Raw genomic sequence first — 15,069 nt, 5'->3', positions numbered from 1 at the left:
GCCGGAAACGGTGGCGGTGGCTTCGCTTGTACTGGCGCAACACCCCGCCAAAACGAACGAACCCGCCACAAGGGCGGGTTCGTAAAGCGCAACGCTCTTCGTGGCTTAGTTGACTTCGACCACAACGACTTCGTGATCCAAAATCTGATCCACCACGAACGCCAGTTCATCGCCCTGCGCCGTGGCGGGGATCGATTTGCCGGCCACGCGGAGCTTGACCGATTGCGCCATCGTGCCCTCGACCCGCAGCCGCACTTCCACCGGACCGATCGGCACCAGGTCATATTGCCGCCCAGGAACACGCGACAGCAGCAGGCGGTTGTTGAGGTGTAGGATGCGCTTGCCGGCCTGCTCGTAGAGGTCGGCGGTGATCACACCATGACCGCCTGCGATCGTAACCTGCGAGCGGTTGCCCAAGGCCCAGCGGACGGCGTTGGAAAACAGCAGCGCGTGCTCGAACTGCTCGTCCCGGGCAAAGCAGCGATCGAGGTCGGCCACGAACCACACCAGCTTGCCACCCGATGGGGCCTGCTTGACGGTGATGGCCGGCAGGTCGGTCCTGGGATTGCGCATCCACGAAGTTTCCGGTGGATAGATCGGAAAGTCGGGAATGAACGTCGCCAAAACTTCGACATCGGCATCCACTGAAACCACCGGCAGGTAGCCGCCGAAAGGGATGGTGTCGGCCGCCTCCAGGCCCTTCAGGATCGCATGGCGCTGACCGGTCGCGGCCGGAGCAGTGTCATCCTTGGGCCCGTAGACGCCGCTGCGCAGTTCGGGCGCCAGCCGCAGATAGGTGTGGCGGGCATGGGTTTCGAGATTGTTGTTGATGTTGTCCTGCGCGCCATGGCTGCCGGTTTGGCGGTGTACGCCAAACAGATCGGCCAAAGCGAAATCGGCGCGGGCTTCGCCATCGACGTCGAACAGCGTCGATTCCGAGGTAGCGATGACCGAGCCGCCGCCATCGACGAAGCTGCGGACGTGAGCCAGTTGCTCATCCGACAAGGTGCCGAAATTGGGCAGCACCAGGACGCCGAAACGCTCGCCGGCGGTGGCGATGTCGTCGGCATGCAGCGGCATATAGGTGATGCCGGAGCGATCGAGCGCCTTGACCACGCCGCGATAGGGCGCCAGCGTCTTGTCGCGGGCCTGATCGCGGCCGAAATAGTCGTGGTTCTGCTGCGACCAGACAACGCCGACATCGGCCTTGGGGCGGCGATTGACCAGGATATCCTGGTTGGCCTCGTGCCAGCGTAAGATCGGCTCGGCCGTCCTATACTGGCGGCGGTCTTCATGGGAGGAACCGATATGGTGCCACCACGGCTGGATGCCGCCGGCAAAGCCGGAGCTTGACCACAGCCGCACTTCGGACGACGGCATGCTGGCGAGCCGGAAGGCGGGAGCGCCCAACTGGTATTGCGGCATGGATTCGGGGATCAGCGTGTCCCAGCCCGCCAGTTCGTGCAGGCGTTTGCCTGCTTCGGTGTTCTGCTCGAACCCGTCGATGGCGTTGCGGCGCTGATGGTCGAGCATGACGATGGCGCCGCGCTTGAGGATGGCCTGCAGGTCGATGAAGCGGCTCGAATTGTTGAGCACTTCGCCACTGATCATGCCCATCCAGGCGCAATCGGGACCGCCGGCCTTGTTGGTCACCCGGTTGTTGAGTTCCCAGATGTCGGTGCGGCGCTGGAAATTCCATTTGATCCAGTCGCGATAGGCGGCGTCCGACCAATCATGGGCACGGGGCAGGGCCTTGCCGGCATAGTCGGAGAACTGGGTTTTGCAGTGCTCGCAATAGCAGATATTGGCGCGCGGCAACCCGGCCCAGCTATTGTCGGCAAAGCCGACCGGCTGGCTGCGCTCGATGATCTCTTCCATCACGGAGGGCAGGTATTCGGTGTAATAGGGCGAGCCGATGCAGGTGACGTATTTGTCGGCCTGGCGATAGGGCTTGCCATCGATATCGAGGCAGATCCAGTCGGGATGGGCTTCGTAGAAGTCTTGCGCGACCCGGTTAGAGTCCATGCGCGCGATCACCTTGATACCCTCTTCGCGGGCGACCTTGACGATCTCGCCATAGAGATCGCGGTCGCCGAGCTTTTCGGCGCGGTGATGCAGCGGGAACTTGGAGGGGTAGTAGGCGACGATGCCGCCGGCATTGACGATGATGCCCTGGACGCGTGTCGCGCGCCAATGCTCACGCCAGAATTCCACGTCATACCGGGCCGGGTCGCACTCGACCAGATTGGTCTGGCCCCACCGCAGGGTGGTCCGGTACCAGGGTTCCTCGCTCATAGCTGTCCTCCGCTTTCACTTGCGCTTTGTTCGTCACGCTTAGCGGAATCAAAAGCGGCTGTGCGGCCTCTTCGCTTGCACTTTCCACGATACGGAAGAGGCGCGTGCGCTTTGTGAACGTCCTTCCACCATACGGAAAACCACGGGCGTCTCGCCTTGACGGTCTTTTTTTGTCGGCGCTACAGCTCATCGAATATGCCGCATCCCGTTTATTTGATCGCGCAATAATGACGCGAAAAACGGTCGCCGGCTTGTAACGGGAGGACAGAAAATGAACGTCAACAGACGCACGTTTATCGCCGGATCGACCGCAGCCATGGCGAGTGCCAGCCTGCTGTCGGCTATGACCGGCAAGGCTTTTGCGCAAGGTACCGACACGATCAAGATTGCTTTCGGCGCCCGCGGCCTGCGGACCATTGATCCGCACAAGTCGATCCAGGGCGTCGATAACTGGGCCATCATCGCCATCTATGACAAGCTGGTGGACCTGCCGCGCTGGCAGTTCCCCGCGACCGTCAACGAACTGGTGCCGCGCCTGGCGCTGAGCTGGGAAGGCTCGCCCGATTCCAAGACCTGGACCATCAAGCTGCGCGAAGGCGTGAAGTGGCACAAGGGCTATGGCGTGATGACGTCCGAAGACGTCAAGTTCACCTTTGATCGTGTTATCGATGCCGTCCGCGTCGGCGGTGTGCGGGCCAAGTTCACCAATATCGCCAGCACTGACGCCCCCGATCCCGCCACCGTCGTGTTCAACCTCAAGCAGCCAGATCCGCTGTTCATGCTGGGCGTGCTCAGCGACTATGACGGCGCCATCATGTGCAAGAAGGCGATCGAGGAAAAGGGCGAGGAGCCGATCGGCATCGATCCCATCGGCACCGGCGTCTACCAGCTCGAGAGCGTGGCGCCGGACCCGTCGCAGGGTGTCACATTGACCGCCAATACCGAATATTGGGACACGCCGGCCGCCACGCCCAAGCTGCAATGCGTTTACATCGCCGATACCACTGCACGCACTTTGGCCATCCTGTCGGGCGACGTGCATATGATAGAAGGTGTGCGGGCGCCGGGCTGGGCAGACTCGATGACCCAGCGCGATCCCGGCCTGATCTTCGACGTGGTCAGCCCTGGCAGCTTCTTCACAGTGCAGTTTAACCTGACGGTCAAGCCGTTCGACGATATTCGCGTCCGCCAGGCGCTGTTCTACGCCATCGATCGGGACGAAATCACCACGGCCATTGCCCCAATCAGCAAGCGTACCTACGGCCTCAACCCGCCGTCATTTCCCGGCGGCTTCACCGCAGAGACCATCCCACCGGAGATTGCCTACAAGTACGATCCGGAGAAAGCCAAGGCGCTGCTGGCCGAAGCCGGCATGCCCGATGGCTTCAAGTTCAAGAACGATACCAGCCAGCGCGAGGACTTTTCGGCGATCATGTTGATGATCCAGGACCAGTTGCGCCGTGTCGGTATCAACATGGACCTCAACATCAAGGACCATACCGCCTTCCACGCCGACCAGAACATCGGCACCAATACGCTGAGCCAGCAGTCGTCCGCGATGCCGCCGGTCCCCACCCAGGTGATCCTGACCTATCTGGCCAAGGGCGCCGAGGTGACGGCAGACGGCAATGGCGGCGCCAATATGAGCCACTACGGCGTTACCATTCCGGGCATCGACGACCTGCTGGACAAGGCCCTAGCCGAACCGGACCTCACCAAGCGCATCGAGATCGTCCAGCAGATCGAGGTCAAGGCGCTGACCGATGCGGTGATCCTGCCAGTCTCCGACAATGGCTTCCTGATCGTGCGGTCGCCCAAGGTCGACCTCGGCTTCGACGTCGTGTCGGGCTACGTGAACTGGCCGCTGTCGCAAGCCAAGTTCGTCTAACGCAAAGGCATAATCCGGTTCCGGGCATCCTGCCCGGGACCGCTTCTATTGCGGCTCGAATAAGGACTAATTCCATGACTGTAGCCGCCTCGGTCAGCATTGTGCTGCCAGCAGCTTTCGCCACTGATTCAACAGGCTCCGTGGCCTGGGGTGCCAGCGAATTGCAGCGCGCTTTGGCGCAGCGCGATGTTGCGGCCGATATCGGGCCAAACGCCGGGCAGGGGCTCGTCATCGAGATTGCCGGTGCGGGCGTTCAGCCCACTCTTGCGGCGCCCGCTGCGCTGCCCGCCGTTGCCGAAGGCATGGCGCTTTATCGGCAGGGCGATCACATCATCGCCTGGGGCCACGACACGCGCGGCATCGTCTATGCGCTGACCGAACTTGCCGACCGCGTCCGCAATGCGTTGGGCGATGACCTGTTCGCCGGCACGTTCCCACTGATCGAGCAGCCGACCGCGCGCGTCCGCTCGATGGCGCGCCTGTTTTGTGCCGAGGAAGAAGACAAGGTCTGGTTCTACGACAAGCAGCAATGGCGCGATTACCTGACCATGCTGGTGTCCAACCGCTTCAACCGGTTCGCCCTGACCTTGGGCATGGGCTACAATTATCCCTATCATAATCCCTGGATTTCGGACGTCTATTTCTACTTCCCCTATCCGTTCCTGCTCCAGCTTCCCGGCTACGCGATCGACGTCAAGGAGCTCTCCGAGGAGGAGCGTGACGCCAATCTCGAAATGCTCAAATTCATCGGCCGCGAGGCAGCCAAGCGCGGACTGGAGTTCCAACTGGCACTGTGGACGCAGCGCTACGATTTCGACGATGTCCCCAATGCCAACTACACCGTGCGCGGGGTTACGGCGGACAATCTGGCGCCCTATTGCCGCGATGCCATCACAAGGCTCCTGCTCGAAGTCCCCGAAATCACCGGCATGACCTTCCGCGTCCATGTCGAGGGCGGCATTGCCGAGGGCGATTACGGGTTTTGGGAACAGGCGTTTGCCGGCGTCGCCGCGGCTGGTCGCCCGATTGAGATCGACATGCACGGCAAGGGGCTCGATCACAAGATGATCGCAGTGGCCCGCGCCTCGGGCATGCCCATCGCGGCGTCGCCAAAATACCTGGCCGAACATATGGGCCCGCCCTACCACCAGTCGGCAATCCGCAACAAGGAATACCCGCCGGAGGTGGCGCGCAGCGAGCGCGAACAGCTCAGCGAAGGCTCGCGCAAATTCCTGCGCTATTCCTATGGTGACCTGCTGACCAAGACCAAGGACTACAAGGTCATCTACCGCATCTGGGCCGGTACGCAGCGCGTCCTGCTGTGGGGCGATCCGGTGTTTGCCGCCGGCTATGGCCGCAGTTCGATGTTTGCGGGTTCGGATGGGGTGGAATGGTGCGAGCCGCAAAGCTTCAAGGGCCGCATGGGCACCGGCATTCCGGGCCAGCGCTTCACCTATCAAAAGCATGGCATGCCCACCAAGCAGGACTGGCGCAAGTATGATTATCAGTACCGGGTCTGGGGCCGGCTGCTCTACAATCCGGAGGCGCCGCGCGATAGCTGGATGCGCTGGCTGGAGCATGAATGCGGCGACGTGGCCGAGCAGTGCGAGCAGGGTCTGTCGTGGGCCAGCCGCGTGCTGCCGCTGATCACCCTGGCGCATGGGCCATCGGCGTCCAACAATCACTACTGGCCCGAGGTCTACACCAACCTTGGCTTCATCGACGGCTCGGGCAAGCGTGCCTATGGCTCTGACATGGAAGGCCCGGTTCGCTTCGGCAATGCACCGACATTCGATTCTGCGCTGTTTGCCAGCGCTCGCGAATATGCCGAGCTGCTGCTCGCCGGCCAGAAGTCGCACCGCTATACGCCGCTCGACGTGGCGGACTGGCTCGATGACATGGCCGAGGGCTGCGAAACGGCCTTGACCCAGGCACGCCGCTCCGCCGATTTCGGCCGGGCCGAGGTGCAGCGTATCCTGACCGATGTGCAAATCCTGGGTGGGATTGCCCGGCATTTCGCCGAGAAATTCCGTGCGGCCTGCTGGGCGGAACTGTTCGTCGCCACCAAGGTGTCGTCCCTGATCGAGCCCGTGCTGGATCACGCCCGGCGCTCCGTGCTGGCCTGGGAGGGCCTCGCGGCGGTGTCGCGCGATCTCTATCATGACGACATGACCTATGGTCCGCAGAGCTGGCTGCGCGGCTCATGGCATTCGCGACTGCCGGAAATGCAGGCCGAGTTGCTCGATCTCGAAGCCATGCGCGGCGGCGGCAAAACCGAGTCGGTACAGCCGGATGCCGCAACCCTCCGCGCCATTGCGGCGTTGAAAGGACGACGCAAGACCCTGGCCGATCCGATCGAAGTTCGCTCGGACAAGAGCTTTGTCGGCGGACAGCCATTCGCCGTGTCGGTGCAGACCGATGCCGACGCGGCGCCAGTCCTACACTACCGCCACATCAATCAGGCGGAGCGCTGGATGGCTGTGCCGATGGAGCCTCGGGAGGGCGGCTATGGTGCCGAAATTCCCTCGGCTTACACCGAAGGCGACTTCCATCTGCAGTACTTCATCAGCCTGACCCGGCAGGGTCAGTCGGTGCTGGTGCCAGGGCTGGAGCGCAATCTGGCCAACGAACCCTATTACACCGCGCTGCAGACCTAGCTGCGCGTTCGAGAATGCCGCCGCATGGCGGCGCGGGAGGCAGAACCATGGCACGCTATCTCTTACTTCGTCTGTTGGATGCGATACCGACCGTTTTCCTGGTTTTGCTGCTGGTGTTCATCGCCATGCGCATCTTGCCGGGTGATCCCGCGATTGCGGCGCTGGGAGACATGGCGACTGCCGAGCAATTGCAGCTCTTCCGCGAAAAGATGGGCCTCAACGCGCCGCTCTGGATGCAGTTTTTTAGCTTCGTCTGGGGCGTGCTGACGCTCAACATGGGCACATCCATGATGAGCAATCAGAGCGTTGTCGGGCTGGTGCTCTACAACCTGCCCTATACGATCGAGCTCACGCTCGTGGCTATGGTCATGGGTGTGGCGGCCGGGGTGCCGCTGGGGGTGCTGGCCGCCACCCACCGCAATAAATTGCCCGACAGCGGGGTACGGCTGTTCTCGCTGATCGGCTATGCGGTTCCCGATTTCTATCTCGGGGCGCTGCTGCTGATCGTTTTTGCGCTCAACCTGCACTGGTTCCCGATCAATGGCGGCGGGGAGGGCTTCGTCGACCGGATGTACCATGTGTTCCTGCCGGCGCTGACCCTGGCGCTGGTCAAGGCCGCCTTTATCGGCCGGTTGACCCGCACCTCGCTATTGGAGGTCCTCAGCAAGGATTATATCCGCACCGCCCGCGCCAAGGGTGCCAAGGAGAACCGGGTGATCTACCGGCACGGCCTGCGCAATGCGCTGCTGCCGCTGACCACCGGCATGGGCCTGAGCCTTTTGGCGACGCTGTCGGGTTCGGTGGCGATCGAGCTGGTGTTCAACCGCCCGGGCATCGGCAAGCTGCTGATCGGGGCGATCGCGGAGCGCGACTATGCGGTGATCCAGGGTGGCGTCGTGGTGTTCGCCATGTTCGTGGTGGTGATCAACCTGCTGATGGACCTGCTCTACATCGTCGTCGACCCACGCATCCGGGTGAACTCATGACCATCATTGCAGATCCCGTTCCGGAGCTTGTCGACGGCGGTCCCGGCCGCTTCGATTTCCTGCGCCGCGCGCTGTTCGGCCGTCCGGCCACCATTGTTGCCGTGGTCATCATCGCCGCCTTCGTCGTAGTGGCCGCGCTGGCCCCGATCCTGGCGCCCTATGATCCGCTGACCCAGTCCATGCTGCGGATCAACAAATCGCCGAGCTGGGAGAACTGGCTGGGCACCGACCAATTCGGCCGCGACGTGTTGAGCCGCATGATCTACGGCTCGCGCAATTCGCTGCTATTCGGCCTGATCTCGCCGTTCCTGGCGGCGATCTTCGGCACCACGCTGGGGGTTATCGCCGGCTATTTCGGCGGCGTTGTCGACCGCATCATCTCGCGTGTCATCGATCTCCTGCTGGCCTTCCCTGAACTACTGCTGGCGATCATGATTGCCGCGGTGCTGGGCGGCGGGTTCTGGAACGTGATCGTCGTGATCACCGTGGCCTTCATCCCCGGCTTCGCCCGCGTGGCCCGTGCCCAGACCCTGTCGGTCAAGCAGGACCCCTATGTCGAGGCTGCCATCGCTATCGGCGTGCGCACGCCAGTGATCATCTTCCGCCACATCATCCCCAATATCATGGCCCCCATCATCGTGCTGATGATGCTGTGGGTGGCCTCGGCCATCCGGCTCGAAGCCTCGTTGAGCTTCCTGGGCATCGGCACCCAGCCGCCCAATCCGAGCTGGGGCAATATCATCCGCGACGGGCTCAACAACCTGTTCGGTTCGCCCTGGCCGATCATCGGAGCCGGCGCCGCCATTACCCTGGTCGTGCTGGCCTTCAACCTAGTCGGCGACGCCGTGCGCGATGCGCTCGATCCGTCCACAGTTTAGCAAGAAGCGGGAAGACACACATGAGCGACGTCATTGCCGCCCCTGCCATCGCTCCCCTCGACAAGACCGGCCTGGCCCTGTCGGTGCGGGACCTGCGCACCTCTTTCCTGACCAAGACGGGCTGGATCGAGATCGTCAAAGGCATCTCATTCGACGTGGCCCCGCGCGAGACCGTGGCCGTCGTCGGCGAATCCGGTTCCGGCAAGAGCGTCACCGCCTTGTCCATCATGCGCCTGCTCGACCCCGAGCAAAGCCGGATTACCGGCTCAGTAACGCTAGGTGGCCGCGAACTGCTGACCCTGCCGGAAAGCGAGATGCGCCAGGTCCGCGGGCGCCAGATCGGCATGGTGTTCCAGGAGGCCATGACCAGCCTCAACCCGCTGGCCACGGTCGGCAATCAGATCGCCGAAGTGCTGACTATCCACGGGCGCCTATCGGGTGCCGCCGCCGATGCCGAGGCTCTGCGCCTGCTGGGGCGCGTCCGCATCCCGGCCGCCAGCCAGCGCGCCAAGGACTTTCCACACAATATGAGCGGCGGCATGCGCCAGCGCGTCATGATCGCCATGGCGCTGGCCTGCAAGCCGCAATTGCTGATTGCCGACGAGCCTACCACGGCGCTCGACGTCACCATCCAGGCGCAAATCCTGCAACTGATCAAGGAGCTGCAGCGCGAGGAGGGGATGGGTGTGCTGTTCATCACCCACGACATGGGCGTGGTCGCCGAGATCGCCGACCGCACCGTGGTGATGCTGGCTGGCCAGACCATCGAGCAGGGCGACACGGCGGCCATCTTCGCCACCGCCCAGAATGCCTATACGCGCGCGCTGATTGCGGCGGTGCCACGGCTCGGCTCGATGAAGGGCGACGGCCAGCCCGAGCATTTTCCGGTCATCGACAAGACCACCGGCGTGCTGACCAATCCGCCGGCCCGCCCCGACACTGTCGACCACAAGGTTGCGCCGGTGCTGTCGGTCAAGAACCTGGTCAAGCGTTTCGACCTTGGCCACGGATTTTTTGGCGGCACGCACGGCCGGGTCCATGCGGTGGAAAATGTCTCGTTCGACCTGCAGCCGGGCGAAACGCTGTCTCTGGTGGGCGAAAGCGGCTGCGGCAAGTCAACGACGGGGCGCGCCATCATGCGCCTGATCGAGCCGCAGAGCGGCCAGGTCACCATCGATGGCACCGATATCATCGGCCTCGACAAGGCACGCATGCGTGACATGCGGCGCCATATCCAGATGATCTTCCAGGACCCCTTTGCCAGTCTCAATCCCCGCATCCGGGTTGGCGATGCGGTCGCCGAACCCTATCTAACCCATAAGCTGGGAACCAAGGAGCAGGCCCGCGCCAAGGTGGCGGAACTGCTGATGCAAGTGGGGCTCGATCCGGCGGTGGCATCGCGCTATCCGCAGCAATTTTCCGGCGGACAGCGCCAGCGCATCTGTATCGCCCGCGCGCTGGCGCTCGAGCCCAAGGTCATCGTCGCCGATGAATCGGTGTCCGGCCTCGACGTCTCGATCAAGGCGCAGGTGGTCAATCTGCTGCTCGATCTGCAGCAGAAGTTCGCCTTGTCCTACCTGTTCATTTCCCACGACATGGCCGTGGTCGAACGCATCAGCCACAAGGTGGCGGTGATGTATCTGGGTGAGATCGTTGAAATGGGCCCTGCTGCCGCCGTCTTCAAAAGCCCGCAGCATCCCTATACCAAGCGCCTGATCGCGGCGGTGCCGGTCCCCGATCCGGCGCGGCGCAACGAGGTTCGCGCGGTGCCCAACGAGGAAATAAAAAGCCCGATCCGTGCCGCCGACTACGTGCCGCCCCAGCGCGAATACCGCACCGTTTCGCCGGGCCATATCGTGCAGCAATGGGGCGAGGACTGGAAAGTCTAGCTCAGCGTAAACGGAATTTCGCTGAGCGGGGCGGCCTCAAGCGTGCCTTCCCGATCGGTGCTGCCGCGCTTCATGACTTCGAAGCCGAGATCGATGATCCGCTCGCCCACCGGCTCGCCGTTGAGTTCGCTGCGAACCGCCTGCATGGCCTGATAGCCGCACTGCCAGCGATGAATGCGCACCGATGACATCGCCGGCTGGGCGGCCTCCATGTAGTCGAAGTCATTGAAGCCTGCGATGCCCACTTGGCGGGGGACGTCGACCTGCCGGGACATGCAGGCGAACAGCGCCCCAAGCGCCAGAACGTCGTTATTGCAGAACACGGCGTCGATACCGGTACCACGGTCCAGCGCGCGCAGCATTAGCTCACGCCCCATCCCGGCGGCGGAGAACTGGTGGTAATCCTTGATCGAGCCCTGGCTGGCCGATGGCTTTTCATTGCCCATCTCGCAGATCAGTTCCGGATCGTACACGCCCGCTTCTTCAAGCGCCTCGATATAGCCGCCCAGCCGGTTCTTGGAGCGCGAATTCATCCAGCCGCTGAAAAAGGCAACGCGCTGGTAGCCCGCCTCCAGCAGGTGCTGCGTCATCGCCTTGCCAGCGTGAAAATGGGAAAACCCGATGACCTTGTGGATCGGATCGTCGGTCATATCCATGATCTGGATCACCGGACATCCGGCTTTTTCCAGCATCTTGCGCGAGGCAGCGGTCTGCTCGGTGCCCGATACGATGATGGCCGAGGGCTCATGGAGCAGGATTTCAAAAATCTGCCGCTCTTCGATCTCCACATTGTAGCGCGTATTGGCAATCTCGATGCGCAGCCCGCTGTTTTCGACCCCGTCATAGACGCCGCGCAGCACGTCCGAAAAGATGTTCTGGGTCAGCGATGGCACCAGCACAGCGACGACATTGCTGTGGCTCGATGCCAAGGCCCGCGCATTGAGGTTGGGCACGTAGTCGAGCTCGCGAACCGCGTCGGTAATGCTCTTGCGCAGGGCCTCGGAAACCTGGTCCGGATGGCGCAGCGCCCGCGATACCGTAATGGCGCCGACGCCCGCGCGAAACGCTACGTCGGCGATGGTTGGGCGCCCATTGGATCTACGCTTGCGCATCGGCCTTATTATCTTTCTCGGCTCGCGTGTTCGCCGCGCGCCTTGCAGCGCTATATGCCGGGGCTGTGACGGTCAAGCCCGCTTTGCCTCAATTTTCATCGCGTTGCGACTCGCGAATTCATACATTGACGATCAATTTTGGTAGCGCTACCATTCAACATTGGTAGCGCTACCATATTGGCACAACGGTGCTAGCATAAGGTCAATCGTGGGCCAGCGCAGAGCCAAAGCTACTGGGCGAGAGGACAATTCCGCGATGCGGAAGTTGGCCCGGCCCAATGCGGGAGGAACAGAAATGGCCAGCGACGAGCTTCATGGACGCGTGCAGTCCGTCGATCGGGCAATGGTGCTGCTCGAAGCGCTTGGCAACAATGAGCAGGGGCACCGGCTGACCGATCTTTCGCGGCAGACCGGACTGTCCCTGACCACCGTGCATCGGTTGCTGACGACGCTGGAGCAGCGCCGTTTCGTGCAATTCACCAACTCGGACAATTTGTGGCATATTGGCCGGCAGGCCTTTTCGGTCGGTTCTGCCTATGTGCGCGACCGCAATTTCTCCGCCCCCGCTTTGCCCTTCCTGCGACGCCTGCGCGACCAGACGCGCGAGACCGCCAATCTGGGCATTGTCGAAGACGGCGAGATCGTCATCATCAACCAGATCGAAAGCCGCGAGATCATGCGCGCCATTTCGCGCATCGGCGGCCGCACGCCGATGGTCGCCTCCGGCATGGGCAAGGCGGTGCTGGCCAGCTATACGGATGCCGACGTTACCTCGGTGGTCAACCGCTGCAGCCTGCGCAAGATCACCAGGACGACGCTGACCTGCCGCGACGCGCTGGACGCGCAGTTGAAGGCGGCGCGGCTCAACCACTACACGGTCGATGACGAGGAATTCGTGCAGGGCCTGCGCTGTGTCGCGGCGGCTGTCTACAACAACCAGTCCGAAGTGGTATGTGCCATTTCCATCTCCGGATTACTCGCGCGCATGAACTGGGACCGCATCCCGGCGCTGGGGCGCCTGCTGGCCGACACGGCTGCGGAACTGACGCAGGCGCTGGGCGGAACCGCACCGAGCTTCGCCACGGACTAACCGGCTCTGGCTTTCCACATCGCGGAATAGTTTGCCGCAGCGGTCGACCGTGACGGGGCGAGCCGGTAGCGGTGGGTGGAATGACGATGGAGCCACCCATGACCCAATATGTTCAGCGGCACGGCCTGCAGGTCGCCACGGTGCTGGCCGATTTGGTGGAGCAGGACATCACGCCGGGCACGGGCGTCGAGGCGGATCGGTTCTGGAGCCACTACGCGCTCCTGCTTGAGGACCTGGGTCCCATCAACAAGACGCTGCTTGCCGAACGCGACGCGTTCCAGGCCAAGATCGACGCTTGGCACAGCGAGCGGCGTGGGCGGACGATCGACCCGCTCGAATACCGCTCGTTCCTCGAACAGATCGGCTACATCGTCCCCGAAGGCCCGGCATTCGAGATTGATACCACCAATGTGGACCCCGAAATTGCCAGCATGGCTGGCCCACAACTGGTCGTGCCGGTCAACAATGCCCGCTTTGCGCTGAACGCCGCCAATGCCCGATGGGGCAGCCTTTACGACGCGCTATACGGCACCGACGCCATCGATCAGGCCGGCGATCTGGCGCCGGGCAAAACCTACAATACCAGGCGCGGCGCGCTGGTGGTCAAACAGGCGGCGGCGTTCCTCGACAGCGCCGTGCCCCTGGCGCGCGGCCAGCACGCCGAGGTTTTGGCCTACCGTGTGACTGCCGGCGGGCTGGAATTGCAGCTTGCGGACGGGACAACGACCTTGGCCGATCCCGGCCAATTCGTCGGCCATTCGGGCGCTGCCGAGCGCGGAAGCCTGCTATTCGTCCACCACGGGCTGCATGTCGAAATCCAGATCGACCGCGCCAACTCGATCGGGGCGCAGAGCGCCGCCGGCGTCAAGGATGTCGTGCTCGAAGCGGCGCTGACCACAATCCAGGACTGCGAGGATTCCGTCGCCGCGGTCGACGCCGAGGACAAGGTCGCCGTCTATCGCAACTGGCTTGGCCTGATGAAAGGTGATCTCGCCGAGAGCTTCACCAAGAACGGCCAAAGCGTGACCCGCACCTTGGCGCCGGATCGTACCTATACCGGCCCTGACGGACAGCCCTTCACGCTCCCCGGCCGCAGCGTCATGCTGGTGCGCAATGTGGGGCATCTCATGACCACCGAAGCGGTCCTCGACGCCGCCGGCAACGAGACGCCGGAGGGCTTTCTCGACGCCATGGTGACCACGCTATGCGCCCTCCACGATCTGCAAAAGACCGGCGGCCTGCGCAATAGCCGCGCTGGCAGCATCTATATCGTCAAACCCAAAATGCACGGCCCAGCCGAAGTGGCGCTGACCAACACCCTGTTCGACCGGGTCGAGGATGCGCTCAGCCTGGCGCGCCATACACTCAAGGTTGGCGTCATGGACGAGGAGCGCCGCACCAGCGTCAATCTGGGCGAGTGCATCCGCGCGGTGCGGCACCGGCTGGTGTTCATCAATACCGGCTTCCTCGACCGCACCGGCGATGAAATTCATACCTCGATGCTGGCCGGTCCCGTCCTGCCCAAGGACGAGATCAAGGATGCGGTCTGGCTCGGCGCCTACGAAAACAACAATGTCGATCAGGGCCTCAAGGCCGGTCTGCAGGGCAGGGCGCAGATCGGCAAGGGCATGTGGGCCAAGCCCGATAACATGGCCGAAATGCTCCGGGCCAAGCTAGGCCATCCCAAGGCCGGCGCCAATACGGCATGGGTGCCCTCGCCAACCGCTGCCGTGCTGCACGCAACGCATTACCATCTGGTCGATGTCGCCGCGGTCCAGCAGGCGCTGAAAACCCGCACCAGGGCCTCACTCGGCGCCATTCTGACGCCGCCTCTCCTCGCTGGGCGCAATCTGTCAACCGAGGGCGTGCAGCGCGAGCTGGACAACAATGCCCAGGGCATTCTGGGCTATGTGGTGCGCTGGATCGACCAGGGCATCGGCTGTTCCAAGGTTCCCGATATCAACGATGTGGCGCTGATGGAGGACCGCGCAACGCTGCGCATTTCCTCTCAACACATCGCCAACTGGCTCCAGCATGGCTTGATCGACGCCGCGCAAGTCACTCAATCGTTGCAACGCATGGCCATAGTCGTCGACACCCAGAATAAAGACGATCCGCTTTACCGGCCGATGGCCCTGGACTATGACGCCAGCATTGCCTTTCAGGCGGCGCTGGAGCTTGTCCTCAAGGGCGCCAGCCAACCCAATGGCTATACCGAACCGGTGCTGCACCATTTCCGCCGGCTTGCCAAAGCCGCCGCCTGATTGCCCAAGG

General features: G+C 62.9%; 9 protein-coding genes. 7 read left to right on the top strand and 2 right to left on the bottom strand.

The window, feature by feature from the left end; translation table 11 throughout:
* Positions 1 to 105: 105 nt before the first annotated feature.
* Entirely contained in the window at positions 106 to 2,295 is a 2,190-nt protein-coding gene (locus JWR51_RS19050; protein ID WP_299751210.1) for an alpha-amylase family protein, read from the bottom strand.
* Between the two features lie 271 nt (positions 2,296 to 2,566).
* Here JWR51_RS19050 and JWR51_RS19045 point away from each other — a divergent pair, with 271 nt between their 5' ends.
* From JWR51_RS19045 to JWR51_RS19025, 5 genes are all read left to right on the top strand, one after another.
* Positions 2,567 to 4,183, top strand: coding sequence for an ABC transporter substrate-binding protein (locus JWR51_RS19045; protein WP_299751207.1), 1,617 nt, complete (start codon positions 2,567 to 2,569; stop codon positions 4,181 to 4,183).
* Between the two features lie 74 nt (positions 4,184 to 4,257).
* Entirely contained in the window at positions 4,258 to 6,840 is a 2,583-nt protein-coding gene (locus JWR51_RS19040) for a hypothetical protein (protein ID WP_299751204.1), read from the top strand.
* Positions 6,841 to 6,887: 47 nt separating this feature from the next.
* A complete protein-coding gene (locus JWR51_RS19035; RefSeq protein WP_299751201.1) occupies positions 6,888 to 7,826 on the top strand; it encodes an ABC transporter permease in 939 nt (312 codons plus the stop codon).
* Positions 7,823 to 8,704 (top strand): ABC transporter permease, encoded by an 882-nt coding sequence (locus tag JWR51_RS19030; RefSeq protein WP_299751198.1) that lies wholly within the window; start codon positions 7,823 to 7,825, stop codon positions 8,702 to 8,704. Before JWR51_RS19035 ends, JWR51_RS19030 begins: the two co-directional genes overlap by 4 nt.
* 20 nt (positions 8,705 to 8,724) lie before the next feature.
* Positions 8,725 to 10,593: an ABC transporter ATP-binding protein gene (locus tag JWR51_RS19025; protein WP_299751195.1), complete on the top strand. Its 1,869-nt coding sequence runs from the start codon at positions 8,725 to 8,727 to the stop codon at positions 10,591 to 10,593.
* On the opposite strand, the gene JWR51_RS19020 is transcribed toward JWR51_RS19025, so the two are convergent.
* Entirely contained in the window at positions 10,590 to 11,705 is a 1,116-nt protein-coding gene (locus JWR51_RS19020) for a LacI family DNA-binding transcriptional regulator (protein ID WP_299751193.1), read from the bottom strand. The two genes, JWR51_RS19025 and JWR51_RS19020, sit on opposite strands and share 4 nt — an antisense overlap.
* Before the next feature lie 295 nt (positions 11,706 to 12,000).
* Between JWR51_RS19020 and JWR51_RS19015 the strand changes: the two genes are divergently transcribed.
* Complete coding sequence (locus tag JWR51_RS19015; RefSeq protein WP_299751190.1) at positions 12,001 to 12,795, top strand: IclR family transcriptional regulator; 795 nt, start codon at positions 12,001 to 12,003, stop codon at positions 12,793 to 12,795.
* A 98-nt stretch (positions 12,796 to 12,893) separates the two neighbouring features.
* Entirely contained in the window at positions 12,894 to 15,059 is a 2,166-nt protein-coding gene (locus tag JWR51_RS19010) for a malate synthase G (RefSeq protein WP_299751187.1), read from the top strand.
* Positions 15,060 to 15,069: the final 10 nt, after the last annotated feature.

Source organism: Devosia sp. (genome assembly GCF_028290625.1).
Classification (GTDB): Bacteria; Pseudomonadota; Alphaproteobacteria; order Rhizobiales; family Devosiaceae; genus Devosia.
This window is presented reverse-complemented; position numbering and strand designations above follow the sequence as displayed.

Excerpts from the sequence above, each read along its gene's own strand:
- JWR51_RS19025 (WP_299751195.1), top strand. The coding sequence starts at position 8,725 with ATGAGCGACGTCATTGCCGCCCCTGCCATCGCTCCCCTCGACAAGACC.
- JWR51_RS19030 (WP_299751198.1), top strand. The coding sequence starts at position 7,823 with ATGACCATCATTGCAGATCCCGTTCCGGAGCTTGTCGACGGCGGTCCC.
- JWR51_RS19045 (WP_299751207.1), top strand. The coding sequence starts at position 2,567 with ATGAACGTCAACAGACGCACGTTTATCGCCGGATCGACCGCAGCCATG.
- JWR51_RS19010 (WP_299751187.1), top strand. The coding sequence starts at position 12,894 with ATGACCCAATATGTTCAGCGGCACGGCCTGCAGGTCGCCACGGTGCTG.
- JWR51_RS19035 (WP_299751201.1), top strand. The coding sequence starts at position 6,888 with ATGGCACGCTATCTCTTACTTCGTCTGTTGGATGCGATACCGACCGTT.
- JWR51_RS19020 (WP_299751193.1), bottom strand. The coding sequence starts at position 11,705 with ATGCGCAAGCGTAGATCCAATGGGCGCCCAACCATCGCCGACGTAGCG.
- JWR51_RS19050 (WP_299751210.1), bottom strand. The coding sequence starts at position 2,295 with ATGAGCGAGGAACCCTGGTACCGGACCACCCTGCGGTGGGGCCAGACC.
- JWR51_RS19015 (WP_299751190.1), top strand. The coding sequence starts at position 12,001 with ATGGCCAGCGACGAGCTTCATGGACGCGTGCAGTCCGTCGATCGGGCA.
- JWR51_RS19040 (WP_299751204.1), top strand. The coding sequence starts at position 4,258 with ATGACTGTAGCCGCCTCGGTCAGCATTGTGCTGCCAGCAGCTTTCGCC.